This window comes from Photobacterium kishitanii (genome assembly GCF_003026355.1).
In the GTDB taxonomy this organism is placed as follows: Bacteria; Pseudomonadota; Gammaproteobacteria; order Enterobacterales; family Vibrionaceae; genus Photobacterium; species Photobacterium kishitanii.
Genome location: NZ_PYON01000006.1, coordinates 170,087 through 196,607, shown reverse-complemented (window position 1 = coordinate 196,607; position 26,521 = coordinate 170,087). Strand labels below are relative to the sequence as shown.

At 41.7% G+C, this 26,521-nt stretch carries 30 protein-coding genes; 15 read left to right on the top strand and 15 right to left on the bottom strand.

Features of this window, described 5'->3' with window-relative positions; translation table 11 throughout:
- Nucleotides 1–6: 6 nt before the first annotated feature.
- Nucleotides 7–1,455 carry a metalloprotease TldD gene (gene tldD / locus C0W29_RS09400; protein WP_036793136.1) on the top strand — a complete coding sequence of 483 codons (1,449 nt, stop codon included), beginning with the start codon at nt 7–9 and terminating at the stop codon, nt 1,453–1,455.
- 85 nt (nt 1,456–1,540) lie between these two features.
- On the opposite strand, the gene yjgA is transcribed toward tldD, so the two are convergent.
- Entirely contained in the window at nt 1,541–2,065 is a 525-nt protein-coding gene (yjgA, locus tag C0W29_RS09395; RefSeq protein WP_036793138.1) for a ribosome biogenesis factor YjgA, read from the bottom strand.
- 114 nt (nt 2,066–2,179) lie between these two features.
- Between yjgA and pmbA the strand changes: the two genes are divergently transcribed.
- On the top strand, nt 2,180–3,523 hold the full coding sequence (gene pmbA, locus C0W29_RS09390; RefSeq protein WP_045042546.1) for a metalloprotease PmbA: 1,344 nt from the start codon (nt 2,180–2,182) through the stop codon (nt 3,521–3,523).
- Between the two features lie 87 nt (nt 3,524–3,610).
- Here the strand turns inward: pmbA and mgtE are convergent, their stop codons facing one another.
- The 11 genes from mgtE to C0W29_RS09335 all read right to left on the bottom strand — a co-directional run bounded on the left by mgtE (nt 3,611) and on the right by C0W29_RS09335 (nt 12,527).
- Entirely contained in the window at nt 3,611–4,972 is a 1,362-nt protein-coding gene (gene mgtE, locus C0W29_RS09385; protein ID WP_045042547.1) for a magnesium transporter, read from the bottom strand.
- A 285-nt stretch (nt 4,973–5,257) separates the two neighbouring features.
- Nucleotides 5,258–5,530, bottom strand: coding sequence for an HPr family phosphocarrier protein (locus tag C0W29_RS09380; RefSeq protein WP_036793143.1), 273 nt, complete (start codon nt 5,528–5,530; stop codon nt 5,258–5,260).
- Entirely contained in the window at nt 5,527–6,378 is an 852-nt protein-coding gene (gene rapZ, locus C0W29_RS09375) for an RNase adapter RapZ (RefSeq protein ID WP_045044941.1), read from the bottom strand. The genes C0W29_RS09380 and rapZ overlap by 4 nt, the downstream gene beginning before the upstream one ends.
- 36 nt (nt 6,379–6,414) lie before the next feature.
- The gene (gene ptsN / locus C0W29_RS09370) at nt 6,415–6,864 is read right to left on the bottom strand and encodes a PTS IIA-like nitrogen regulatory protein PtsN (RefSeq protein ID WP_045044940.1); all 450 of its coding nucleotides are present in this window, start codon (nt 6,862–6,864) and stop codon (nt 6,415–6,417) included.
- Between the two features lie 2 nt (nt 6,865–6,866).
- Complete coding sequence (gene hpf, locus C0W29_RS09365; protein WP_036793148.1) at nt 6,867–7,154, bottom strand: ribosome hibernation promoting factor; 288 nt, start codon at nt 7,152–7,154, stop codon at nt 6,867–6,869.
- 32 nt (nt 7,155–7,186) lie between these two features.
- Nucleotides 7,187–8,629 (bottom strand): RNA polymerase factor sigma-54, encoded by a 1,443-nt coding sequence (locus C0W29_RS09360; RefSeq protein ID WP_373455695.1) that lies wholly within the window; start codon nt 8,627–8,629, stop codon nt 7,187–7,189.
- A gap of 98 nt (nt 8,630–8,727) precedes the next feature.
- Nucleotides 8,728–9,453 carry an LPS export ABC transporter ATP-binding protein gene (gene lptB / locus C0W29_RS09355; RefSeq protein WP_036793152.1) on the bottom strand — a complete coding sequence of 242 codons (726 nt, stop codon included), beginning with the start codon at nt 9,451–9,453 and terminating at the stop codon, nt 8,728–8,730.
- A gap of 9 nt (nt 9,454–9,462) precedes the next feature.
- Entirely contained in the window at nt 9,463–9,969 is a 507-nt protein-coding gene (gene lptA / locus C0W29_RS09350; protein ID WP_045042550.1) for a lipopolysaccharide transport periplasmic protein LptA, read from the bottom strand.
- Nucleotides 9,950–10,513, bottom strand: a complete 564-nt coding sequence (lptC, locus tag C0W29_RS09345) for an LPS export ABC transporter periplasmic protein LptC (RefSeq protein WP_045042551.1) — start codon at nt 10,511–10,513, stop codon at nt 9,950–9,952. The genes lptA and lptC overlap by 20 nt, the downstream gene beginning before the upstream one ends.
- 68 nt (nt 10,514–10,581) lie before the next feature.
- A complete protein-coding gene (locus C0W29_RS09340) occupies nt 10,582–11,553 on the bottom strand; it encodes a KpsF/GutQ family sugar-phosphate isomerase (RefSeq protein WP_045044938.1) in 972 nt (323 codons plus the stop codon).
- A 14-nt stretch (nt 11,554–11,567) separates the two neighbouring features.
- Nucleotides 11,568–12,527: a calcium/sodium antiporter gene (locus tag C0W29_RS09335; RefSeq protein WP_045042553.1), complete on the bottom strand. Its 960-nt coding sequence runs from the start codon at nt 12,525–12,527 to the stop codon at nt 11,568–11,570.
- A 529-nt stretch (nt 12,528–13,056) separates the two neighbouring features.
- Between C0W29_RS09335 and mlaF the strand changes: the two genes are divergently transcribed.
- The 7 genes from mlaF to murA are packed head-to-tail and all read left to right on the top strand — an operon-like array spanning nt 13,057 to nt 17,738.
- A complete protein-coding gene (gene mlaF / locus C0W29_RS09330; protein ID WP_036793161.1) occupies nt 13,057–13,857 on the top strand; it encodes a phospholipid ABC transporter ATP-binding protein MlaF in 801 nt (266 codons plus the stop codon).
- Between the two features lie 60 nt (nt 13,858–13,917).
- Complete coding sequence (mlaE, locus tag C0W29_RS09325; protein WP_036796214.1) at nt 13,918–14,700, top strand: lipid asymmetry maintenance ABC transporter permease subunit MlaE; 783 nt, start codon at nt 13,918–13,920, stop codon at nt 14,698–14,700.
- Nucleotides 14,701–14,752: 52 nt separating this feature from the next.
- Nucleotides 14,753–15,229 (top strand): outer membrane lipid asymmetry maintenance protein MlaD, encoded by a 477-nt coding sequence (gene mlaD, locus C0W29_RS09320; RefSeq protein ID WP_036793162.1) that lies wholly within the window; start codon nt 14,753–14,755, stop codon nt 15,227–15,229.
- A 14-nt stretch (nt 15,230–15,243) separates the two neighbouring features.
- The gene (gene mlaC, locus C0W29_RS09315) at nt 15,244–15,879 is read left to right on the top strand and encodes a phospholipid-binding protein MlaC (protein ID WP_045044937.1); all 636 of its coding nucleotides are present in this window, start codon (nt 15,244–15,246) and stop codon (nt 15,877–15,879) included.
- Between the two features lie 2 nt (nt 15,880–15,881).
- Complete coding sequence (locus tag C0W29_RS09310) at nt 15,882–16,193, top strand: STAS domain-containing protein (RefSeq protein WP_045042556.1); 312 nt, start codon at nt 15,882–15,884, stop codon at nt 16,191–16,193.
- Nucleotides 16,194–16,212: 19 nt separating this feature from the next.
- Nucleotides 16,213–16,467, top strand: a complete 255-nt coding sequence (gene ibaG, locus C0W29_RS09305; RefSeq protein ID WP_036793169.1) for a BolA family iron metabolism protein IbaG — start codon at nt 16,213–16,215, stop codon at nt 16,465–16,467.
- 11 nt (nt 16,468–16,478) lie between these two features.
- Nucleotides 16,479–17,738: a UDP-N-acetylglucosamine 1-carboxyvinyltransferase gene (gene murA / locus C0W29_RS09300; RefSeq protein WP_045042601.1), complete on the top strand. Its 1,260-nt coding sequence runs from the start codon at nt 16,479–16,481 to the stop codon at nt 17,736–17,738.
- An 88-nt stretch (nt 17,739–17,826) separates the two neighbouring features.
- Here murA and degS read toward each other — a convergent pair whose 3' ends face one another.
- The 3 genes from degS to zapG form a co-directional block, all read right to left on the bottom strand.
- Nucleotides 17,827–18,903 (bottom strand): outer membrane-stress sensor serine endopeptidase DegS, encoded by a 1,077-nt coding sequence (gene degS / locus C0W29_RS09295; protein WP_036793171.1) that lies wholly within the window; start codon nt 18,901–18,903, stop codon nt 17,827–17,829.
- 133 nt (nt 18,904–19,036) lie between these two features.
- Complete coding sequence (locus C0W29_RS09290; RefSeq protein ID WP_036793172.1) at nt 19,037–20,407, bottom strand: Do family serine endopeptidase; 1,371 nt, start codon at nt 20,405–20,407, stop codon at nt 19,037–19,039.
- A 104-nt stretch (nt 20,408–20,511) separates the two neighbouring features.
- On the bottom strand, nt 20,512–20,973 hold the full coding sequence (gene zapG, locus C0W29_RS09285; protein ID WP_045042602.1) for a Z-ring associated protein ZapG: 462 nt from the start codon (nt 20,971–20,973) through the stop codon (nt 20,512–20,514).
- A gap of 186 nt (nt 20,974–21,159) precedes the next feature.
- Here zapG and zapE point away from each other — a divergent pair, with 186 nt between their 5' ends.
- The 6 genes from zapE to C0W29_RS09250 all read left to right on the top strand — a co-directional run bounded on the left by zapE (nt 21,160) and on the right by C0W29_RS09250 (nt 26,437).
- Nucleotides 21,160–22,296 (top strand): cell division protein ZapE, encoded by a 1,137-nt coding sequence (zapE, locus tag C0W29_RS09280; RefSeq protein ID WP_045044936.1) that lies wholly within the window; start codon nt 21,160–21,162, stop codon nt 22,294–22,296.
- A gap of 299 nt (nt 22,297–22,595) precedes the next feature.
- Entirely contained in the window at nt 22,596–23,024 is a 429-nt protein-coding gene (gene rplM, locus C0W29_RS09275) for a 50S ribosomal protein L13 (protein ID WP_036793176.1), read from the top strand.
- A gap of 15 nt (nt 23,025–23,039) precedes the next feature.
- The gene (rpsI, locus tag C0W29_RS09270; RefSeq protein WP_036793177.1) at nt 23,040–23,432 is read left to right on the top strand and encodes a 30S ribosomal protein S9; all 393 of its coding nucleotides are present in this window, start codon (nt 23,040–23,042) and stop codon (nt 23,430–23,432) included.
- A 415-nt stretch (nt 23,433–23,847) separates the two neighbouring features.
- A complete protein-coding gene (petA, locus tag C0W29_RS09260) occupies nt 23,848–24,438 on the top strand; it encodes a ubiquinol-cytochrome c reductase iron-sulfur subunit (RefSeq protein WP_045042559.1) in 591 nt (196 codons plus the stop codon).
- Nucleotides 24,438–25,703 carry a cytochrome b gene (locus tag C0W29_RS09255; RefSeq protein WP_045042560.1) on the top strand — a complete coding sequence of 422 codons (1,266 nt, stop codon included), beginning with the start codon at nt 24,438–24,440 and terminating at the stop codon, nt 25,701–25,703. The genes petA and C0W29_RS09255 overlap by 1 nt, the downstream gene beginning before the upstream one ends.
- Nucleotides 25,700–26,437, top strand: coding sequence for a cytochrome c1 (locus C0W29_RS09250; RefSeq protein WP_045042561.1), 738 nt, complete (start codon nt 25,700–25,702; stop codon nt 26,435–26,437). The genes C0W29_RS09255 and C0W29_RS09250 overlap by 4 nt, the downstream gene beginning before the upstream one ends.
- The last annotated feature ends 84 nt before the right edge of the window (nt 26,438–26,521 follow it).

Sequence of the window (26,521 nt, the reverse complement as noted above, 5' to 3'; positions counted from 1 at the left end):
AAATTAATGACCCTTAACACTGTAGAAAGTACCATGCTAGACCAATCAGGTCTTGGTCGTGATGAATTGCATAACATTCTTGGCTTAATTGCTACCCGTGATGTTGATTATGCTGATATATATTTTCAGTCATGTTGGCATGAGTCGTTAGTTTTAGAAGACAGTATTATCAAAGATGGCTCGTTTAACATTGATCGTGGTGTAGGCGTGCGTGCTGTTGCTGGTGAGAAAACTGGCTTTGCTTACTCAGATCAAATTAATTTATTAGCCTTAACCCAAAGTGCTAAAGCTGCGCGTGGGATTGTGCGTCAAGGCGGTAATGGCAAAGTTCAGACATTTGCACCAATGGCATCGTCTGGTATTTATTCACCAATTAATCCATTAGGTAGTTTTGATAAATACCAAAAAATTGCATTGCTTGAAGAAATTGATCGTTATATTCGTACTAAAGAGCCATTGGTCACAGAAGTTTCAGCCAGTATAAATGGCGTCTATGAAGAAGTATTAGTTGCGGCATTAGACGGTACTTATGCGGCAGATATTCGCCCATTGGTACGTTTATCTATTAGCGTCTTGGTTGAAAAAGGTGATAAGCGTGAACGTGGCAGTGCTGGTGGCGGTGGTCGTTATGGTTATGAAACGTTTTTAACTGAAGATGCAACCGGTAAAAGCCAAGCGATCTTTTTTGCTGATGAAGCGATTCGCCAAGCATTAGTTAACCTTGAAGCTGATGCTGCGCCTGCTGGTACTATGCCGATTGTATTAGGGGCGGGTTGGCCAGGGGTGTTATTACATGAAGCGGTAGGCCACGGTTTAGAAGGTGATTTTAACCGTAAAGGCTCATCAATGTTCGCTGGCCAAATAGGACAGCAAGTGACTTCGCCGTTATGTACTATTGTTGATGATGGTACGCTAGTCGATCGCCGAGGTTCAATTAATATTGATGATGAGGGTACGCCAGCACAACATAATGTCTTGATTGAAGGCGGTAAGCTTAAAGGCTATATGCAAGATAAGCTCAATGCACGTTTAATGGGGGTTGCACCAACAGGTAACGGTCGCCGTGAATCCTATGCGCATTTACCGATGCCGCGAATGACCAATACTTATATGTTGCCAGGCGAACATACTCCAGAAGAAATTATTGCCAGTGTTAAAAGTGGTATTTATGCGCCTAACTTTGGTGGCGGTCAGGTTGATATTACTTCGGGTAAATTCGTTTTCTCTGCTTCAGAAGCTTACTTGATTGAAAACGGTAAAATTACTCGTCCGATTAAAGGTGCGACCTTAATTGGTAGTGGTATTGAGGCGATGCAGCAAGTGTCGATGGTCGGTAATGATCTTGATATTGACCGTGGCGTTGGTGTGTGTGGTAAAGCGGGTCAAAGCGTGCCTGTTGGTGTTGGTCAACCAACATTGAAGATCGATTCAATGACGGTTGGTGGCACTGAATAAATAACAGTAATTACTTTATTTTAAATAAAAATGCCGGCAGAGATGCTGGCATTTTTGTTATTGCTGAGGGCATTAATCGAGGAGATTAATCAGCAAGGTATAAAGATTTTAGATATTGAAAAATCTCACGGCATGCTTTGCCTGGTTTTTCCTGCGCTTTTTCTTTGGCTGCTTGACGAACCAATTGGCGTAGGTGTTGGCGATCAGCATCTGGATGATCAACCATAATAGCATTAAGCATGCTGTCACCATTTTCAATCAGCTTATCACGTTTGATTTCAAGCTTTTTAAGGGCAACAGTGTGCTGTGAGTGCTTATTATTTAATTTGTCGAGTGCAGCTTGAATTGGTTCGAGATCCATATGACGCATCTGCTTACCAATAAATTGCAACTGACGACGACGCGCTTCTTTGCTAAAGCGCTGGGCGTCTTTAATTGCAGCCATCATTTCTTCATCTAATGGCACTTTTGCTAGCGCGTTGGGTGTAAGTTCAACTAACGCTTCACCAATTTTTTGTAACTCTTCCATGTCGCGTTTCATCTCGGATTTACTTACCCAGATGATTTCTTCTTCTTCATCCCAAGGGGCTTTTTTGTTTTTACGGCTCATAAATGGGCTCACTTATTGTATCAATAGTTCTATTTTATCAGTTTAATAACGATTTTGGGCGTAAATTACATTATTCTATAACTAATAAGCTAAACCCTAACCTTAAGTGATTGTATGGACGTAAGAGAACAGGTTGCTCATCAGCGTGTTGAACTTGAAGCTGCAGTAGCAAAAGCGCTTGAAGTTGCTGGTAAACAGGCTGATGCAGCCGAAGTAGCCATTAACAAAACAACAGGTATCAGTGTTTCAACTCGCATGTGTGAAGTTGAAAATGTTGAATTTAATAGCGATGGTGCGCTTGGTATTACTGTGTACCGTGGCAACCGTAAAGGTAGTGCATCAACTTCAGATTTAAGCGAAGCCGCTATTGCTCAAACTGTTGCAGCCGCTTTAGATATTGCAAATTACACATCGGAAGATCCGTTTGCAGGTCCAGGTCCAGCAGAGTTAATGGCGCGTAATATTCCTGATTTAGACTTATTTCATCCAGATGAGCCTGAGCCTGACCATGCTGCTGCCGTCGCAATTGCCGCAGAAGAAGCTGCGCTTGCGTTTGATCCGCGCGTAAAACAAAGTGATGGTGCTAGCTACGATAGTCACTACGGTGTACGTGTTTATGGTAATAGTCATGGCATGTTAGCCAGTTATGCCTCTAGTCGTCATAGCATTAGTTGTTGTGTGATCAGTGAAGGTAAAAATGGCAATATGGAGCGTGATTATAGCTATACCACTTCACGTCTAGCATCTGAAATGTGGACGCCTGAACGGGTTGGTCGTCATGCTGCTGAGCGTACGGTTAGCCGTATTGATCCACAAAAACTGACTACGCGTGAAGCACCGGTGATGTTTGCCGCTGATGTCGCAACGGGATTGTTTGGCCACTTAGTGATGGGGATAAGCGGTGCTAACCTATACCGTAAATCATCATTTTTATTAGACAAACTTGGTGAGCAGATTTTTCCAGAATGGTTAAACATCAGCGAGCGTCCTCATATTCTACGTGGTATGGCAAGTACCCCGTTTGATAGTGAAGGCTTAGCAACTTATGATCGTGAAATCATTACGGGTGGTGCACTGCAGACGTATTTGTTAACCAGTTATGCTGCGCGTAAGATGAAGATGCAGCCGACTGGCCATGCTGGTGGTATTCACAACTGGTTAGTATCATCAAGCGGTGAAAGCTTTGAGCAAATGCTGAAGAAGATGGATCGCGGCTTGCTCGTCACTGAATTGATGGGTCAAGGGGTTAACATTATCACTGGCGATTATTCACGTGGTGCTGCTGGCTTCTGGGTTGAGAATGGTCAAATTCAATACCCTGTATCTGAAATTACGATTGCGGGTAATCTTAAAGATATGATGCAGAATATTGTCGCAATTGGTCGTGATACTGAAACTCGCAGTCAGATTCTAACGGGGTCAATGCTGTTAGATTCAATGAAAATTGCGGGCGAATAATCGTATTTAACCTAGCATAAATTATCAATAAAAAGCCCGAATCAATTGCTTGATTCGGGCTTTTTTGATCGCGTTAGTTATTCGGAATTAAGGCGTAATAAAGATCGTTGCTAGACCTAAGAACACCATTAAACCGACAATATCAGTACAGGTCGTGAGTGCCATACCACCTGCGAGTGCTGGGTCGATCTTTAGTTTTTTAAGTCCGATTGGAATTAATACTCCAGCAACACCAGCAATAAACAGGTTGGCTAGCATGGCTCCGGCCATAATGGCACCCAGCATTAAGCTGCCTTTCCAAACAAAGACCACGACCCCGATAATTAATGCCCAAACTAAGCCATTAATTAATCCCACCCGTGCTTCTTTACTCAGTAGCCAGCGGGTGTTGGTATCACCGATATGGCCAACAGCAAGGCCTCGAATCACCAGTGCTACAGTTTGGTTACCTGCGACACCACCCATCGATGGCACAATCGTCATTAATACCGCTACGGTCGCCATCTGTTGTAAAGTGTGTTCAAACATGTTGGAAACAGATGCTGCCGCTAAGGCTGTTAGGACATTAACCCCTAACCAAATGCTACGACTTTTCGCTGATTTTAATACTGGAGCAAAAGTATCTTCATCATCATCCATACCTGCCATGGTCATCATTGAGTGTTCCGCTTCTTCACGGATCAAGTCAACCACGTCATCGATAGTAATACGACCTAATAGATGGTTGTTAGCGTCAACAACAGGCGCAGATAGCCAATTTCGACGTTCAAAGATATTCGCTATTTCACTATCTGCCATATCAACAGCAATTGCTTCGTCAGCATCTTGCATCACATCTTTAATTTCAATGTCTGGTTGGGTTGTGATCAAGGTAGATAGAGATAGATGACCAATTAATACTTGGTTATCATCGACAACATATAAAGAATCAGTTGCTTCTGGAAGTTCACCACGCATACGTAAATAACGTAATACTACATCAGCAGTTACGTCACCACGAATGGTGATAAAATCGGTACTCATCATCCCACCGGCAGTATCTTCCGGGTAGGCGAGCGCTGTTTCGATACGATGACGATCGGTGGCATCCATTTGTGCCAATACTTCTTGGTAACGCTCATCAGAGAGGCTACGAAGTACGTATGCGACATCATCGCTTTCCATCCCCTCGGTAACGGCTGCCAGTTTTTCTGGTTCCATTTGCGAGACGATGCCATCTTTTACATCTTCAGAAAGCTCATCAAGGATCTCCCCTTGCTCTTCCGGATCCGTCAATTGCCATAAGACTTGACGTTCTTTCGGAGGCGAGGCTTCTAACAGGTGAGCAATATCCTCCGGCTCCATATCTTGGAGTAATCGGCGAACATGGACAAACATGCCATTTTCAAGTGCTTTGTTGACTTCTTGGAGTGTGTGATGGGTTTGATCTTGTTCTAATACATCCGCCATAGGTATTAGGCCCACTTATATTTGATGGCGCAATAAGCTGAATTTTAACGTAATCAGTTAGCCTTTGTCTCCTGCTGATTGATATTTAATTAGCTCATAAACCAATCAAGTATGGGCGATACGCATGATCATAATGGTGATATATCTACATTTCATGCTTTTTATCTACCAAGAACCTCTAAAAAGCGTATTTGGCGAGAATGTATCGCGCACTAAAAAAGTTATTAAGTTGAGCAATAAACCAGGATTTAATAGCTAATAATCGATTGTTAGTGAGATAGTTTGTTAATTTTCTTCATCAAATCCCGCTTCAATTAGGCTTGAAACGGCAATCAAAGCAGATTTAGCATCTTGGCCTTCAGCACTGACCATGATTTTTTGGCCTTGTGCTGAATCAAGCATCAGTAATCCCATTACGCTATCAGCTGTAGCACTGTTATCACCATTAGAGATAGTAATGACGGCTTCAAAGCTTTGAGCTAACTCAACCAACTTTATCGCCGCTCGAGCATGGAGCCCGAGACGATTACGAATAAATAACTCACGGCTGATGGTCATTTATAATTTTCCAGCGTGCGATGACGCACCTGCACTTGTTGACCTTGCTGAGTAAAATAATCGGCAAGTTGCTGGGCGATATAGACCGAACGGTGTTGTCCGCCAGTACAGCCAATGGCTACTGTGACATAACTACGATTATTTTTTTCTAACATAGGTAGCCAAGTTTCGATGAAATTACGCAATTGATAATTAAGCTTATTGACTTCAGCATGCGCGGATAAAAAATCTTTTACGCCTTGATCAAGACCTGTTTGGGGTTTGAGCTCAGGCACCCAATGTGGATTAGGTAAAAAACGCACATCAAATACATAGTCAGCATCAGAAGGGAGACCATGTTTAAAACCAAAAGATTCAAACACTAAGATCAACTCTCGTGCTTCACGGCCTAATACTCGAGCACGAACAGTTTCACTTAAATCATGAATGGAGCGGTTAGTGGTATCAATTACAAGATCCGCATGCTCTTTAAGATCACTTAGCAAAGCACTTTCTGATTGGATAGCTTGTTCCAAGCTCATGTTATGGCGAGATAACGGGTGTAAACGGCGTGTTTCACTGTAGCGTTTGACCAACTCTTTATCATCAGCATCGAGAAAAATAATGTTGACATCAACATCACTGGCTAAATTTTTAAAAATGGCTTCGAGCTCACCTTGGTGCGGTGGCATATTACGAATATCGATGCTAACAGCTATGTCTTGCTCGCTATTTGCTATGTCATTTACAAATTGTGGCAGCAGGTGTACGGGAAGGTTATCAACACAGTAATACCCTAAATCTTCTAGCACGCGTAGTGCGACCGATTTACCAGAACCTGAGCGGCCACTAACAACCATTAACCTCATGGTTAAGCTACCTTCTTTATGTGGGGGTTCACTGATTTATTCTTCATCAATCAGTATGTTATATAATTCTTGATCGGTTGTTGCATTGCGTAATTGCTTGCAAATTTTCTTATTTCCAAGTTTTTCAGCCATGCTTGCAAGGGTCGATAAATGCTCTTTACATTGTTCTTCAGGAACCAGAAGGGCAAATAAAAGATCAATCGGTTGGCCATCAATGGCATCAAAGTCGATTGGATCTTGGCATTGAATCAGGATCGCAATAGCGTGATCACTGTTACTGATTCGACCATGCGGAATCGCAATGCCGTTACCAATACCTGTGGTACCCAATTTTTCACGATTGAGCATACATTCAAATAATGGCTGCGGATTTTGATCAAGATGTGCTGCGGCGATCTCACTGATGAGCTCTAGCGCGCGTTTTTTGCTGGAGCAGGGGACTGCACTTTTGGTGCAGTCCAGGCTCAATACTTTACTCAGTTGCATGATTAGTGACTATTGAGTTTATCTTTATGTTTGTTTAATTGACGGACCAGTTTATCAGTCAATTCGTCAATCGCGGCATACATATTTTCAGAATCAGCCTTTGCGTGGATTTCTCCTGAATTAATATGCAGTGTTGCTTCGGCAATTTGTTGGAGCTTTTCGACATTTAAGATCACTTGTACAGTATTGATTTTGTCGAAGAATCGCTCTAATTTTTCAAATTTGGTACTGACATACTCTCGTAAAGAATCGGTTACATCAACATGGTGTCCGGTAATATTGATTTGCATAGACATCTTCCTTTTGTTGGCGCTGATCCGATTTAGATCAGACATTTTCGCTGATTTGATGGCGGAATTCCTAAAGATTCACGGTACTTAGCGATAGTTCGTCGCGCAACCATGATCCCTTGTTCTGCCAATAAAGTCGCAATTTTGCTGTCACTCAGGGGTTTAGCCTGATTTTCAGCAGCAACAAGTTTCTTCACCAGTGCGCGAATAGCTGTCGATGAACATTCACCGCCATTATCCGTACTGACATGACTTGAGAAGAAGTATTTCAATTCAAAAATACCCCGAGGTGTATGCATATATTTTTGTGTAGTGACTCGGGATATGGTGGATTCGTGCATTTCAACCGCAAGAGCGATGTCGTTAAGAACCATCGGTTTCATGGCTTCTTCACCAAATTCAAAAAAATCTTGCTGTTGTTCTACAATACAGCGAGCAACTTTGAGCAAGGTTTCATTGCGACTTTCAAGGCTTTTAATTAGCCATTTAGCGTCTTGTAGGTGGGTGCGGATAAATTGGCCATCAGCACTATTACGGGTGTTGTTACTCAATGCGGCATATTGCTGATTAACTTTGATGCGTGGAATGCTATCAGGGTTAATACTGACGACCCATTTGCCATTCTCTTTAAATACTGACACGTCGGGAATAACGTATTCAGTTTCAGTTGATATTACGCGGTTACCTGGGCGAGGATCTAAGCTATGGATCAGATCCATTACCGCTTTAAGTTCTGGCTCTTTGAGCTTGGTCTCTCGCATTAGCTGACGATAATCGCGATTGCCTAATAAATTAATGTGTTCGCGCAATAGCGTTTTAGCTTCAGTAAGCCATTGGGTCTGGGTTGGATAAGTGGCAAGTTGCAGTAATAAACATTCTTGTAAATTACGAGAGGCGACCCCGAGAGGATCAAATTGCTGTACTCGTTTAAGTACAGCCTCTACTTCATCAAGTTCAATCTCAAGCTCTTCATCTTCGAAGTTCTCAAGAATTTCAGCAGTAGTGCAGCTGAGATAGCCTTTTTCATTAACCGCATCGATAATGGCGGTCGCAATGGCTAAATCCGTTTCACTAAATGGGGTTAGATGCACTTGCCACATTAAGTAATCTTGTAGTGATTCGGTGGTTTCACCTTGATACACAGGAATGTCGTCATCAATCGCAATGCCAGCACTACCTGTGCCGGCACTGTAAACATCATCCCAAGTGCTATCAACAGGGAGTTCAGTGGGTAGTTCGCGCGTTTCTAGTGCTTCTGCTGTATCAAAGCTTTCAATATCGTCGAGATTTTCACTGCTGTCGTTAGTGGTGGTTTCTGCGGTGGAGGTGTCATTGTTAGTGCTGACTTCATCCGCATCAAGTGTTTCATCGAGCTCTAGGAGAGGGTTACCATCAAGCGCTTCTTGAATTTCTTGTTGGAGTTCCAACGTAGATAGCTGCAACAAGCGAATGGCTTGTTGTAGCTGAGGCGTCATTGCTAACTGTTGACCGAGCTTAAGTTGGAGCGAAGTTTTCATTAACGTTGATACACCTTATTGTTATTGTTGTTAGTATCTGTAATCAATAGTGAATGCTAGAGACGGAACTGATCACCAAGATAAACCCGTTTAACGTGCTCATGATTGAGTACATGATCCGGGGTGCCATTAGCGATAAGATGGCCTTGGCTTACAATATAAGCATGTTCACAGACATCCAGTGTTTCACGGACATTATGGTCAGTAATTAATACCCCTAACCCACGATCCCGTAAATGTTTAATGATCTTTTTGATATCGATAACTGAAATAGGGTCGACACCTGCAAATGGCTCATCAAGTAGAATAAATTTCGGATTTGCTGCTAATGCGCGAGCGATTTCAACTCGACGACGCTCACCACCTGATAATGCTTGTCCTAAACTATCGCGAATGTGTTGGATATTAAACTCATCCAATAACTCTTCAGCTTTGTCTTGTCGACCTTCTTTGGTGAGCTCTTTACGGGTTTCTAGCACCGCCATTAAGTTGTCATAAACCGTTAATCGACGAAAGATTGATGCTTCTTGGGGTAAATAGCCAATACCCATTCGTGAACGGTTATGCATTGGTTGTAGGCTAATATCTTCTCCATCGATGGTGATAGTGCCTTCATCGCGGCTAACTAAGCCAACGATCATATAAAATGAAGTGGTTTTACCGGCGCCATTAGGACCAAGTAAACCAACAATTTTTCCTGATTCTACCTCAAGACTTACATCGGAAACGACTTTGCGCCCGTTGTAACTTTTTGCAAGGTGTTCAGCTTTTAGAATAGCCATAAATGATGTTTATTTCTTATTATTGTTTAATTGACTTGGTAGTATCACCGTGGTGACACGCTCTTTGTTGCCGCTTTCTGCTACTAGGCGTTGGTCACGAATATTGTAGGTGATGATATTACCTTTAATATTGCTACCGTCTTGATTAAGTTGAGCTTTTCCTGTCATTTTTAGGCGTTCAGTCGCTGTTTCATAGTGCATCGTAAGCGCTTCACCATCAAGAGGTTTACCGTCTTCCATTATTTGATGGAAAGTTGCCGGTTTTCCATATGCCATGATCGTTTGCTGCTTGGATTTAGCATTTGGTTGAGTCACAACGACTTTATTGGCGCGAATATCAATCGTACCTTGGCGCAACTTAACATTACCGATAAAAGTGACAATATTATTCGGCATATCAACTTGTTGACTGTCTGAATCAATATAAATGGGTTGCTTGGTATCACTTTTCATAGCCCATGTTGGTGCACTGATACACAACAAGCATAGTAGAGTACTAATTTTTAGTCGGTTCATATCTACCTTTTACATTTTTTAAGAGAGTTGCCACATTACGATCCATATTACCTTTCATGCCATCGCCTTCATTTTGAAAAACAGGGCCATTGATTGTGACATGATCATTGGTATCAAAATCTTTATTAACTAAATTTAAGCGTAGATTATTTGTTTTAATAACCTGAATATCTGAATCAGGTAATAAGTTAAAAATACGCACATTACCTTGAAGGTGTAAGATTTTATCTGACTCTAGTTTGGCGTTGTTAGCACTTACTCGCCACTCAGCATTTTGACCTTGCTTAAATACCCATAGCACTGGTTTAGTGAACGTAGTGATACCACTAACGTTGAAATGCTCAAGGTGCTCAGCATCAATTTGATATTGGCGTACGCCTTTCAAATTGAAACTAGTGTTACTGACTTTATTACCAATAAACATCGGTTTTTCGTCATTAGGTGTTACTTGGACATCTTGTCGCCAATGTTGTTCAAGTAGATAGTAGCTGAGCCATGCACATATAATCATTAGCAGTACATAGAGTAGCTTTTTAAAAGTCATAGACTTAAGCCTTTATTGTCTTAGATGTTACCGATAGTTTCTAAATAGGTATACGCTTTATAATAGCGTTACATGACGCCGGCTTTAAGTAAATCGTGCATATTTAGCGCCCCAACTAATTGGTTATTTTCGGTCACCAATAAGCCATTAATTTTGTTATCTTCCATTAATTTTAGCCCTTCTGCGGCTAATAGTTGTGGCGAAATAGTTCGTGGGTTAGTCGACATCACTGTACCAATACTGGTGTTGTGAATATCAACATGATTATCCAGTAAGCGTCGTAAATCACCGTCAGTAAAAATACCACGTAATTGTTGGTTATGATCAACAATTGCCGTCATGCCTAAGCCTTTGTGTGATATTTCTAACAATGCATCTTTGATGCTGGCATGCTCCTCAATCATAGGTAGCAACTCGCCACTATGCATAACATCTGCAATGCGAAGTAATAATTTGCGACCTAACGCCCCGCCAGGGTGAGAAAGTGCAAAATCATCAGCAGTAAAGCCGCGCGCTTCCATAACTGCAATTGCGACCGCATCACCCATAACCAGCGTGGCTGTAGTACTAGAGGTTGGCGCTAGATTTAGTGGGCAAGCTTCTTTATCTACCGTTACTTGAAGATGCACTTGTGCCATTTTTGCCATACTAGATTCGGGTTTACCTGTTACGCTGATCATTGCAATACCAAGCCGTTTAATGACGGGCAATAAAGCGAGGATTTCAGTCGCTTCGCCTGAATTAGAAATCGCAATCACGACATCATTTTTTTTAATCATACCTAAGTCACCATGGCTGGCTTCACCAGGGTGAACAAAGAAAGCAGGGGTTCCTGTGCTGGCCAATGTTGCTGCTATTTTTCGCCCAATGTGACCTGATTTCCCCATCCCCATCACGATAACTTTCCCTTGGCAATGTAAGATTAACTCACAAGCTTGGCTAAAGCTGCTATCAATATAATGACGGATTTTTTCAAGGGCTTGTAACTCAGTATCGAGTACCTTTTTACCATAGCTGCAAAAATCAAATTGACCAGACATCAGAAAAAACTCCTTTATGCGGCAATATTTAGAAACAAGAATGCTTGATAAGCAATAAAGCAAACCACTAATATTCCGCCTTCAATACGACTAATTTGGCGTCGTTTTCCGAGTGCCATTAGCAGTAATAAAATTGAAATAGCCAACATAACATAAAAGTCACGGCTCATAGCCAGTGGACTTAATGCGGATGGATTCAGTAATCCGGGAATGCCCATTACCGCTAAGATATTAAAAATATTGGAGCCGATAATATTACCAACTGCCATATCATCTTCGCCCTTAAAGACACTCGCAATTGAGGCGGCAAGTTCAGGTAAGCTGGTACCGACAGCAATAATCGTTAAGCCAATCACTAAATCACTCATGCCGAAGTATTTAGCGATAGTAACTGCTGACTCAACCACCATGTCTGAAGAGTATAATAAGAGACCTAAGCCAATAAAAACCCAAATAATAGCCTTAGTATTAGTCACCCCAGTTGGAATATCTGCTTGTTGTTCTTCAACTAAAGGATCACTTTTACTGCCACGACTGATTTTTAGCATTACGATTAAGAACAGGCCAAACAGTACTGCTAAGATAATACCTTCATTACGGCTTAAATAATTATCCCATAGAACAGCACCGGCGATAACCGTAACCCCAAGCATTATTGGTAGTTCGCGGCGAATAATGGTTGAACTTATGCACAATGGTTTGATTATTGCGGTGATACCGAGAATTAACGCGATATTGGCAATATTTGAACCTAACACGTTACCAACTGCAGTATCGGTTTTATCAGCAAGGGCTGCGGTAGCCGATACCATCATTTCTGGTGCAGATGATCCCATAGCTAGAATTGTCATACCAATAACTAGTGGCGCAACACCAAAATTTTTTGCTAGTGCCGCCGCACCATATACCAATCTATCGGCACTCCAAACCAGTAAAGCTAATCCGATACAGAGCAACACAATGGCTTCTAGCATGTTAATTCCTTTTCAGTACGACTCGCTAAAGAGCGAATTTCAGTCAATTGATGAAATATTTCCAATTTGAGTTGCTAATTTTGACGTTAACTCATGCAAAAGGGAAGCATAAGCCAATACTAATTATCATCTTGAGGCGGTTTTATAGTAACGATCTTGGTAAACCATCGCTGAATCACAACCAATTGAGGCGAGAAATAGCAGTTTGACTATTTACACTATTAAAACGATGTTTTATTGTGTCAAAATTACAATCGCTATGATTTGTTTTAGGCTGAAATCGTGCTGTTAGTGCCGTTTTTATGGTAAATGTTTTATTTTTGATAAAAATCCACCATTAAAGCGTGATAATACCGCGCTTAGGTTGAGTTGATAGTTAATTCCTCCTATCATCGGCGCTCTATTTTTATAATACCTACTGATTGTTTTTCAGATGTTTATTATGAAGAGGTATGAAGCACGATTGTGTCAGATAACATCAATATTCATCGCTTACGCAAGCTAGTTAGCTAGAGGTAACGTAAACATAATGCTCAATGATGATGTACTTGTTTCGATTAAAAATATGAGCTTCTCTCGAGGAAGTCGAGTTATTTTTGATGATATTAGCCTTGATATTCCACGCGGAAAAGTTACCGCGATTATGGGGCCGTCAGGGATCGGCAAAACCACCTTATTACGTTTAATTGGCGGTCAGATTGCGCCTGATAGTGGTGAGGTGTGGTTTGATCAATGGAATATACCAACATTACGTCGCAGTGAACTTTATCAAGCGCGTAAACGAATGAGTATGCTATTTCAATCAGGGGCATTATTTACTGATATGACAGTATTCGATAATGTCGCGTTTCCATTACGTGAACACGCACAGTTACCTGAAGATTTGCTACGCACCTTAGTGCTCTTAAAATTAGAAGCGGTAGGGTTACGTGGTGCGGCACAATTAATGCCCAATGAGTTATCTGGTGGTATGGCACGTCGAGCTGCATTGGCTCGTGCGATTGCGCTTGATCCTGATTTGATGATGTACGATGAACCTTTTGTTGGTCAAGATCCGATTACTATGGGTGTATTGGTCAAATTAATCCGCGATCTTAATCAAGCATTAAATATTACTTCAGTAATTGTATCGCACGATGTGCCTGAAGTGATGAGCATTGCTGATCATGTGTATATTCTCTCCGGTGCTAAGATCATTGGCAGTGGGACACCGAATCAATTACGTGCAGATACTAATCCTCAGGTACGTCAATTTTTAGATGGTGATGCGGATGGTCCAGTGCCGTTTCAATTTCCAGCACAGCCATTAAGTGATGATTTGTTTGGTTAATGTGTGGTTCTGATAGTCGTTATGGCATCAGTCTATTACAACAAAGAATATGAGCAAAAAATGATTATTGATGCTATTTCCCGATTGGGACGAGCGACCATTGAAAAGTGTCAAGCATGCGGGCGTGCAAGCTTGATGTTATATGGCGCGTTAGTGTGTAAGCCACAACCGAAAAAAATGTTGCCATTATTAATCAAACAACTGTATTCAGTTGGGGTGTTATCAATGGCGATTATTTTAGTCTCGGGATTATTTATCGGTATGGTGTTAAGCCTTCAAGGTTATTTGGTGCTAGCGGGTTATGGTGCCGAAACTAGCCTTGGGCAAATGGTGGCATTATCATTACTGCGTGAATTGGGGCCTGTGGTCACAGCCTTGTTATTTGCAGGTCGAGCAGGCTCAGCATTGACCGCTGAAATTGGACTGATGAAAACCACAGAACAATTATCGAGCATGGAAATGATGGCCGTCGATCCGCTACGTCGAGTGATTGCACCACGTTTTTGGGCGGGGGTAATTTCAATGCCATTATTGGCACTGATGTTCTCTTTAATTGGACTTTGGGGGGCACAGTTAGTTGGTGTTGATTGGAAAGGCATTGATTACGGTAGCTTCTGGTCAGTGATGCAATCATCTGTTGATTTCAGTACTGATATTGGTAATAGCATTATCAAGTCAGTCGTGTTTGCCATCGTGATAACTTGGATTGCAGTCTTTAATGGTTATGATGCCGTACCCACGTCGGAGGGGATCAGCCGTGCAACAACTCGTACAGTAGTTAATTCATCATTGGCGGTACTGGGACTTGATTTTGTGTTAACAGCATTAATGTTTGGTAGCTAAACATTCACTTAGCCGCATGCATACGACGGCATAAATTACATGGATAAAGACAATGCAACAAAATAGACGATTAGAGTTGTGGGTTGGCGTTTTTATGCTAGCCGGCATTAGTGCCTTATTAGTGTTAGCGTTTAAAGTCGCTAACGTACAAAGTTTCGGTAGTACAGAAACTTATACCCTCAAAGCCCATTTTGACAATATTGGTGGTTTGAAAGTACGTTCACCGGTCAAGGTTGGTGGTGTTACTGTCGGTGAAGTAACAGCGATTACGTTAGATAAGCAAACTTACGTGCCGATTGTGACTTTAGAAATCAATAAAAAGTTTGGTTATTTCCCTGAAACGAGCTCTGCGTCGATCCTAACCTCAGGGTTATTGGGTGAGCAGTACTTAGGTATTCGTCCTGGGTTTATAGATACTGATACTGAGATGCTACATAACGGTGATTTAATTGAAGACACTAAATCCGCGTTAGTATTAGAAGATATGATTGGTCAAGTGCTGTATAGCCTTGGCGGCGATAAGAAATAATGAGGAGAACCACTATGAAATTTGTACGAGGCTTAATGCTGTGTTTATTGGCAATACCAATGCTAGCACAAGCGGCGACGATTGATCAGACTAACCCTTATCAAATGATGGATAAAGTATCTGCACATTTGTTTGGTACCTTAAAAGCTGAACAAACAAAAATTAGAGCGAACCCAGAAGAATTACGACTGATCGTTAAGCAAGAGTTATTACCATATATTAATACCCGTTATGCTGCTTACAAAGTATTAGGCTCTAATTTACGTAATACAACTGCTGAGCAGCGTGATGCATTTACTGCTGCTTTTACTGATTACTTAGTTGCGTCGTATGCACAAGTTCTTACTCAATATACTGATCAAAAAATTGAATTAGAATCACCAAAACCAGTACCTGCTGATCGGAGTATTATTTCTGTTCGAGTCGATATTGTTGATCCACAACGTCCGCCTATTCGTCTTGATTTCAAATTACGTTTGAATAAAAAAACCAAAGAATGGCAGGGATTTGACATGGTAGCTGAAGGTGTCAGTATGCTTTCAACTAAACAAAGTGAATGGAGCGGTCAGCTACGTACCAAAGGTATTGATGCTGTGACGCAAAGTTTACGTGATTTGGCGGCGAAACCGATCCAAATAGAGAACAACTAACCATGGCTGTTGATAAGATTTGTTGGCAGGTCATTGCGGAAGGGCAATACCACTTGTCAGGGGTATTAGATCGTGACACAGTGCCTGATTTCTGGCGTCAAAGACACCAATGGATGCCACATAATAAGCGCTTAACCATCGATCTTGCTGACTTGTCTCGAGTTGACTCCGCAGGCATGGTAATGTTGCTACATTTGTGCCAGCAACTTGAGCAAGCGGGAAGTGGTGTGATGTTACATAATGTACCTCAGCAGCTTAAGACGCTGTTTCGCTTAAGCCATATCGAACCAATGTTAGCAGCTTGCATGGAGTAAGCTGTAGAGAGGATAGCTTGTGGAAATCTCTGAAATTAAACAAATTCTAGAAAGCGCTTTAGACGTTGATGAAATCATCGTTAAAGGTGAAGGTAGCCACTACCAAGTGATCGCAGTGGGTACCTTATTTGACGGCATGAGCCGTGTTAAAAAACAACAAACAATTTATGGTCCATTAATGGATCGTATTGCAGCAAACGACATTCACGCGTTAAGTATTAAAACATTTACGCCTGAAGAATGGGCGCGTGATAAAAAATTAATGTCGTTATAGAGAGCTAAATGATGCAAAAGTTTCGTATTCAGGGCAGTGGCCCATTAAGCGGTGAAGTGTCTATTTCAGGTGCTAAAAATGCAGCATTGCCTATTCTATTCTCAGCGTTGCTTGCTGAAGGTCCAGTAGAGATTGCTAATGTACCTCAGTTACGTGATATTGATACCACCATGGAATTGCTGTCGCGTTTAGGCGTGAAAGTTTCCCGTAATGGTGCTTCGGTTCATATCGACGCGAGTGATGTTAATGAATTCTGTGCCCCTTATGATCTCGTGAAAACCATGCGTGCATCTATTTGGGCATTAGGTCCATTAGTGGCACGTTTTGGTCAAGGTCAAGTGTCATTACCTGGCGGTTGCGCTATTGGTGCACGTCCAGTTGATTTACATATTGCAGGTCTTGAGCAACTTGGTGCTGTTATCACATTAGATGAAGGTTATGTTAAAGCCGCTGTTGATGGTCGTCTAAAAGGCGCTCATATTGTTATGGATAAAGTCAGTGTTGGCGCAACTGTAACGATTATGTCAGCGGCAACATTAGCTGAAGGCACGACTGTGATTGAAAACGCAGCCCGTGAGCCAGAGATTGAAGATACTGCTGCATTCTTAAATGCGATTGGCGCTAAAATTACGGGTGCTGGTACTGCAACTATCACCATTGAAGGTGTTGAACGTCTTGCTGGCGGCTATCATGAAGTGGTTGCTGACCGAATTGAAACAGGTACTTTTTTAGTTGCAGCTGCGGTATCTGGTGGTAAGATTGTATGTCGTAATACCAAGCCTGAATTACTTGAAGCAGTACTTGCTAAGCTAGATGAAGCTGGTGCATTAGTTGAAACTGGCAGTGATTGGATCAGTCTTGATATGACGGATCGTGAGCTAAAAGCGGTTAATATTCGCACTGCACCACATCCTGGTTTCCCGACAGATATGCAAGCCCAATTCTCGCTATTAAATTTAATGGCGAAAGGTACTGGCATTATTACTGAAACGATTTTTGAAAACCGTTTTATGCATATTCCTGAATTGATCCGTATGGGTGCTCACGCTGAAATCGAAGGTAATACTGTGATTTGTGGCGATACTGATGGTTTAAGTGGCGCCCAAGTCATGGCGACTGATTTACGTGCCTCTGCGAGTTTAGTGATTGCTGGTAGTATTGCTAAAGGCGAAACTATCGTTGATCGTATTTATCATATCGATCGTGGTTACGAATTTATTGAGCAAAAATTCAGTGCGTTAGGTATGAATATCGAACGTATCTCTGAATAAGCACTCATCGTTTCAAGCTATAAAAAAACCTCGCATCATGCGAGGTTTTTTATTGCTGTTTTTTGGTTAATCGTACCGTGATAGGCGCTTATTTAGGCGGGTTAGCCATTGGTGGCCTATTCGCAACGGTAACGGGAATCATCAGTGGTTTGCCATTACGTAATATCTTCACTTGAATATGGGTACCCGGACGAATATCAGTCACGATATCACGTACACTTTGTACATTAGTCACTTCCTTACCCGCTATCTCAATCACGATATCATTTTTCTTAAACCCTGCTTTTGATGCCGGGCCTGTCGGATCTAGACCATCAACAATGATGCCATTGACTTTAGCGACGTCATAAAGTCGTGCCATTAGCGGGTTGATTTCACGACCTTGAATACCAATCCAACCTCGAATAACTCGCCCATCAGCAATCAATTTTTGCATGATCTTAATCGTCAGCTGGTAGGGAATCGCAAACGAAATACCATAAGTTTCAATATTGGTTGCTTGTTGGAAAGAGGCAGTGTTAATGCCAACTAATTCACCACGCGTATTGACTAATGCACCACCAGAATTGCCTTTATTAATTGCAGCATCTGTTTGGAGGAAATCTTGGGGGCCGTAGAAACTCATGCCTGAGCGTCCTGTGGCTGAGATAATTCCAAAAGTAGTAGTTTGGCCAAGGTTATAAGGGTTGCCTATTGCCAGTACCACATCGCCCACGGCAGCTTTATATTGGGGATTAACCGGGATCACTGGCAAGTTATCGGCATTGATTTTTAATACTGCGAGATCAGTGAGCTGATCTAAGCCAATTAATTGGGCATTGAGTACTCGTCCATCCTGTAAGGCCACAATGATTTGATCAGCATGAGCAACAACATGGTAGTTAGTAACGATATAGCCTTTATCGCTCATGATAACGCCAGATCCTAACCCTTGGGTACGTAATTCACGCTCTTCACTATTATTATTGTCATAACGACGATTATAAATATTAACCACTGCCGGCGAGGCACGACGAACTGCATAATTAAAAGAAAGTGGGGTTGAACCGCTATCGGGTAATGATAAGGACGCTGGCGTCGTCGGACGTAAATCAGGGACGGCAATGAGCACAATAATAGCAGTGATAAGGCCGAGGAGAATAGAGCGACCAATAAATGCCAGCATTAACAGTCCTTATAAAATGGGTAATAAAAAGGTGCTAACAGAATAGCACCCCTCTGGAGTGAGACCAACTTTGACGTTGATTATCACCGTTAAAGCCAAGCAGTAATATCAGCTCAGTGAGCGCTAATTATGGCTAACGAATGATAATATACAGCACATTATTACTGCGTTGAATTTCGAGCGCGATGACTTTAGGTGGATGCTCTAGAGCTTTACGCAGTTGGCCGAGGTTATTAATTGCAGTTCGATTGAGACCAATAATAATGTCACCTTTGAGTAGTCCTGAACGTGCAGCTAACGATCCTTTAGTGAGTTGGCTAACTTCAACGCCGCGGGCCTTACCGTTAACAGTAACATTTGTGAGTTGGGCGCCAGTTAAGCTAGTGTGAAGATCATCAGCTTTGACGATACTATCAGCGCTAGCACTCAGAGTGACGGTAAATTGTTGTAATTTACCATTGCGCATCGCTTGCAGTGTCAGGGTTTTACCGGCACCTAATGTGGCTATTTTTGCGCGTAACTCACTGAATGAACGAATAGGACTGCCATTAACTGTAGTAATGATATCACCTGCTTTTAGACCTGCTTTTTGTGCGGCAGAATTTGGCATTACTTGGTTTACAAACGCACCCTGATTGGTGTCATAACCAAATGTTTTGGCTAATTCTGCGGTCAGTTCACGTCCTTGTACCCCTAATGTACCGCGTTGCACATGACCAAATTTGATAATTTGCGCGGTAAGGTTGTTCACCATATTGGCAGGAATAGCAAAACCAATTCCAACGTTACCGTTATCTGGAGCCAGTATTGCAGTATTAATACCGATCAGTTCGCCATTAAGGTTAATCAGTGCGCCACCAGAGTTACCACTATTAATTGCGGCATCTGTTTGAATGAAATTCTCTATGTTTTCAAGGTTTAAACCACTACGCCCTAACGCAGATACAATACCGGAGGTGACAGTTTGCCCGAGGCCAAAAGGGTTACCAATTGCAATCGCAAAATCCCCCACACGTAACTTATCAGAATTGGCTAATTTTATAGCCGTTAGTTTTTGTGGAGTATCGATTTGTAGCAAGGCGATATCGGATAATTTATCACTACCAATCAACTTCGCCGTTACTTCGTTACCATCATAAAGTTGAACCATTATTTTATCAGCGTTATTGATAACATGCTGGTTGGTAACAATATAGCCTTTGTCTGCATCAATAATAACCCCAGAACCTAAGCCACGAAAAGGGCGTTCTTGAACTTGCTCGGCTGGAAAATTAGGGCCAAAGAAAAAGCGATAGGCTTCTGGAATTTGTTGCTTTGAAACTTGTTTGCCTTCAATTGCGATACTCACAACAGCAGGCGTTACTTGTTCAAGCATGGGAGCAAGACTGGGTAGTGGTTGACTATTTACCGCTATTGGTAATGCGGCATTAGCGGCGATTGGTGACAAAAGAGCACTAACAGTTAAAGCTAATGCACTAATAAGAAAAAGATTTTTTTTACGCATGATTTAACTCCAAGTTAACAAGTTAAAGTATGACTTGTTAACTGGAATTAAGTTCCCTCTACCGTGATGTTTTGTGGTGGAGGTATTGATATGGTGATTAACTGTTAGCTGGCTTTTACTTGCTGCTCAGGGGTAGCAATTTCATCTTCTCTAACGGTAGTTGCTTTATCACTGAAGAGACCTGTGGCACCATTTGCGTAGTCACGCGGTTGATGATCCATGACTTCATCTTCAATTGGCTTATCATTCTTTACTTGTTCCAAGGTGGTTATTCGTTGTGCGAATGGGTTGTCTTGGGTTGGTAAATTAGGCATAAGCTCTGCAGATGTTTTTGCCATATGTTCATAAAGTTTACTGTAATCTTTAGATACGTTGTCTAATAACTCTGCGCTACGAGCAAAATGATCAACAAGTTCTTGTCGATATTGTTCTAGCTCGTACTTTGATTTATCAAGATCTTTTTTTAATGATATTTGTTGATTTTGATTTTTATTGGTTAAGCGACTTACGATGGAACCAATAAAGATTCCGGCAATAAAAATAGCAGCTGCAATAATCCAACTCATAGCCATGATAATTCCTTGTGATTTTGATGTTAATACGTGTTTTTTCAGTCAGAGTGCTGTTTATTAATAGGTAATAACGCTATTACTATACCTTGAGCGGGTTACGCATGGAACAAATTCAATCATCTATTGTGACTATTTATGCTCTAATTTTATGGCAAATAAGATAAAAAGGGACAACTTCAAATGAATCAGCAGCAGACGCCGCTTAATAAATATCATGCAGATCTACAACGTCTCGATTTTTTTGCAGACCCTGCTCAGGCTCAGGCCGTCACTCATTTAAATGATTTGTACCATAGGTTGATAGCGCCAGTTGCCCCATTACCAGCCACAACCGAATGGCAACGATTATGGTCGGCGACTAAAACATTATTTCAAACCACAACCACTCAAGCAGATATCGTGCCAGTAACGGGACTGTATTTTTGGGGAGGGGTTGGGCGCGGGAAAACGTATTTGGTTGATACCTTTTATGACTGTTTGCCAATAGAACGAAAAATGCGGATTCATTTTCATCGCTTTATGTATCGGGTTCATCAGCAGTTGCAACTGCTTGATGGAACTGAAGATCCGTTAGAGCATGTGGCTGATAATTTTAAACAACAAACTGATATTATTTGTTTCGATGAATTTTTTGTTAGTGATATTACCGATGCGATGATTTTAGCTACTTTACTTGATGCGTTGTTTAGACGGGGGATTACTTTAGTTGCGACATCAAATATCGCGCCTGATTGTTTATATCGAAATGGTTTGCAACGTGCACGGTTTCTGCCAGCAATCGCTCTTATTGAACAACATTGTCTGGTGGTTAATATTGATGCTGGTATTGATTATCGGTTGCGTTCTTTAGCACAGGCTGAAATTTACTATTCGCCACTAGGACCACAAGCCGATGCTAATTTAGCGCGTTATTTTGAGCAACTGAGCTTTGAACCGCGGTATTACGCTAAAGATATTATTATTAATCAGCGTCCAATAACGACTCAACGAGAAGCTAGCGGGGTGGTGCAGTTTAGTTTTCATCAGCTATGTCAAACTGCGCGTAGTCAAAATGATTATATTGAAATTGCACAGTTATATCACACCGTGCTTATCGCAGATGTGATGGTGATGAAAGAGCAAGATGCCGCACGGCGTTTCATCGCCATGGTCGATGAATTTTATGAGCGTAACGTGACGGTGATTATTTCTGCGGCGGTGCCATTAATTGAGCTTTATACTGAAGGACGATTGTTATTTGAATTTGAGCGCTGTTGTTCACGCTTAATTGAAATGCAAAGTGAGCAATATTTAGCAAGAGCACATCTAACGGATTAATTACTGCTGTTAATTACTCAAGGCTATTGCACTTTTAGTATGATTAGCACACTTTAAGTTGTGATTTATTGGTCTAATTAGCAATTAATGACCGTGGATATGAAAAAAAAACATTTTTTTTGGGAAAAAAGGTGATTTTTTCCACACCCTTCTCTATAATCTTGCGACCCACCGTACCTGTATGGCGAAAGCCAGGAGTGCCACCCACTCGAAGGGGTGATGACTGGGCTCTTAACAGAGGAATCATCATTTGATGGTTCTAGTAAGTGAAACTATTTAAATAATGGGTATTAATTAGCATGAAAACTTTCGTTGCTAAACCAGAAACTGTAAAACGTGACTGGTATGTTGTTGACGCTGAAGGTAAAACTCTAGGTCGTCTTTCAACTGAAATCGCTTCTCGTCTACGTGGCAAGCATAAGCCGGAGTACACTCCACACGTTGACACTGGTGACTACATTGTAGTTATCAATGCTGAGAAAGTAGCAGTAACTGGTAATAAGCGTACAGATAAAATGTACCATCACCACACTGGCTTCATCGGCGGCCTTAAGTCAATCAGCTTTGATAAGCTAATTGCTAAGAAACCAGAAATGGTTATTGAAACTGCTGTTAAAGGCATGCTTCCAAAAGGTCCTCTAGGCCGTGCTATGTTCCGTAAGCTTAAAGTTTACGCGGGTACTGAGCACAACCATGCTGCACAACAGCCTAAAGTACTAGACATCTAATTGGGAATTATGACAATGGCAGAGAATCAATACTACGGCACTGGTCGCCGTAAAAGCTCAGCAGCTCGCGTTTTCATCAAACCGGGTACTGGCAACATCGTAATCAACAAGCGTAGCATCGAAGAGTACTTCAGCCGCCCAACAGCGCGCATGGTAGTTCTTCAGCCTCTTGAGCTTGTAGGTATGACTGAGAATTTTGACCTATACATCACTGTTAAAGGTGGTGGTATCACTGGTCAATCTGGTGCTATCCGTCACGGTATCACTCGTGCTCTTATGGAATACGATGAAACTCTACGTCCTGCTCTACGTGCAGCTGGCTACGTTACTCGCGACGCTCGTTGCGTTGAGCGTAAGAAAGTTGGTCTACGTAAAGCACGTCGTCGTCCACAGTTCTCTAAGCGTTAATTTTTCGCTTCCAGATTTTATCTGGTTACTGTGTACAGAAAAGCTCAGCCCTCGGGTTGGGCTTTTTTTTGCCTTTTTTCCAATAGAGGTACTCATTAGCTTCAATTGGTTATTTTCTCGCATCTCGCATCTCGCATCTCGCATCTCGCATCTCGCATCTCGCATCTCACATCTCACATCTAACGTCGTATTTTTCGATAAACCTTGATGCATAATAATGAAAAACGGTATATATCCAATATTTGCGGCTAAACAATAGCTTGAACTTGTGAATATATTGACCTTTACTTATTCTTTAAATGTTGGTGATAATTTAAAACTGTAGCAATATTGTTGCTACGGTATGTTTGGCTAAGTTTGCATCTAAGCGCTAGGGATATATAAAAATCCAAGCAGGAGCTATTGGAGAAAATGGATGAGCAATGTGCGAATAAGTAATGGAAGACGTCGCTTTCTAACGGCAACAACCTCGATCGTTGGAGGTATAGGTGCGATTGCAATTGCTGTGCCTTTTATTAAATCATGGAATCCCAGCGAGAAAGCGAAAGCAGCAGGTGCACCCGTTGAAGTCAATATTAGCAAATTAGCCGATGGGCAAATGATCCGCGTTGAATGGCGCGGTAAGCCGGTATGGATTGTGCGTCGCAGCCAAGCGGTGTTACAGCAATTAGCTTCTCACGATGATCAGCTTCGTGATCCGGCCTCTGAAGAACCACAACAACCCACTTATGCGCAAAATTCACATCGTTCATTAAAGCCAGAAATCTTTTTAGCGGTGGGTATTTGTACTCATCTTGGTTGCTCGCCGACATATTTACCGAATAGTTTTAGTGATCAAGTCAGTGGCGTTGCTGCTGGCTTTTTTTGTCCATGTCATGGTTCTACATTTGACATGGCAGGGCGGGTATTTGCTGGTGTACCTGCTCCTCTTAATCTGGTGGTTCCACCGTATCAATTCTTAGACGATAACACCATTTTGGTTGGGCTTGATAAGGAGACGGTATAATGGCAGGTTTAGTTGATTGGATCGATAAACGTTTACCGGTGATCAATGCCTACCGTAAGCACTTGTCTCAATATCCAATGCCAAAGAATTTTAATTTTTGGTATGTATTTGGTTCGTTAGCGATGTTAGTGCTAGTCAATCAAATTATTACTGGAATCTGGTTAACCATGAATTATGTGCCATCAGCAGAAGGTGCATTTGCTTCGGTTGAATACATAATGCGAGATGTTGAATATGGGTGGTTACTGCGTTATATGCATTCTACCGGCGCTTCAGCATTTTTTGTGGTGATATATTTACACATGTTCCGTGGCTTAATTTATGGCTCTTACCAAAAACCACGGGAGTTATTGTGGTTATTTGGCATGCTGATATTTTTGGTGTTGATGGCTGAAGCTTTTATGGGATATTTGTTGCCATGGGGACAAATGTCTTACTGGGGAGCACAAGTTATCATTTCACTGTTTGGTGCGATCCCGGTGATTGGTGATGATCTTACCTTATGGATTCGAGGTGATTATGTTATTTCTGGAGCAACCTTAAACCGTTTTTTTGCCTTACACGTGATAGCGTTACCATTAGTATTACTACTGCTGGTGGTATTGCATGTGTTAGCGCTGCATGAGGTGGGTTCAAATAATCCTGATGGTATTGATACTAAGTTACCTAAAGGTAGTAAAGGGGATGACTATCAGACTCAATTTACTTTTCATGAAGACTATACCAAAAAATATGACATTATTGATTCGATCCCTTTTCATCCTTATGGCACCGTTAAAGATCTAATTGGAGTAGCAGTGTTTGCACTTTTCTTCAGTTATGTGATCTTTTTTGCCCCTGAAATGGGCGGCTATTTTTTGGAAGCGCCAAATTTTGAAGCTGCTAATCCGATGAAAACCCCTGAACATATTGCCCCCGTTTGGTATTTCACTCCATTTTATGCCATTTTGCGCGCTGTACCCGATAAACTGCTGGGTGTTGCAGCAATGGGGGCTGCAATTGTGTTTCTATTCTTATTACCTTGGTTTGATCGCTGCAATGTGCGCTCATTCCGTTATCGCAGTAAATGGCACTTGGCTAATTTGGTTCAATTTACGATTAGCTTTATTGGCTTGGGTATTCTTGGATCTTTACCCGTCACCCCTATGTTCACCTTGTTAGCTCAAACATTTAGCTTTACCTATTTTATGTTTTTTATTGTGTTGTTTTTCTACAGTAAAAATGAAGCGACTAAACCGCTACCAGAGAGGGTAACATTCAAATGAAGCAATGGATTGTAACACTACTGGTTTTGGTGCCGACATTAGCATTTGCAGGTGGTGGAAATGTACGTCTGCAAGCGGCGAATAATGATTTGACAGATCAAGCCTCTTTACAACGTGGAGCGCAATTGTTTACCAATTATTGTGCTGGTTGTCATTCAACGCAATATCAACGTTATGAACGGGTTGCTACCGATTTAGGTATTCCATTGGAATTAATGCAACAGCATTTGATATTTAATCCTAAGGCTAAAATCGGTGATTTAATGACCAATGCAATGTCGGAGCAATATGCAGCGACTTCATTTGGTGCCCCTACGCCCGATTTAACGATGGTTGCCAGAGTGCGGGGGACTGATTGGCTGTATACTTATTTACATTCTTTTTATGCTGATCCTAGTCGTCCATTTGGCGTCAACAATAGCCTTTTTCCAAGTGTAGGTATGCCACATGTACTGGAAGAATTACAAGGGGTACCACGTAGGATCTATGAGACTCAGATGATCGATGGTAGTCCAACTCAAGTATTAATGGGGATCGAAACCGATGGTAGCGGTGAGTTAAATCCACAGCAATATGATACTGCGGTACGTGATTTGGTGAATTTTTTAGATTACTCCGCCGAGCCAATGAAGCTTGAACGCCAGCGTTTAGGGCTGTGGGTTATGGGATTTATTGGTGTATTCTTAGTATTAACAGTATTGTTGAAGAAAGAATATTGGCGTGATGTCCACTGATAAGGTAATCTAGTGGGTTAAGAATCTCGCAATGGGGGCTTGAGCCTCCATTGCTTTTTGTGTATTGAAATATACTGGAGGGGT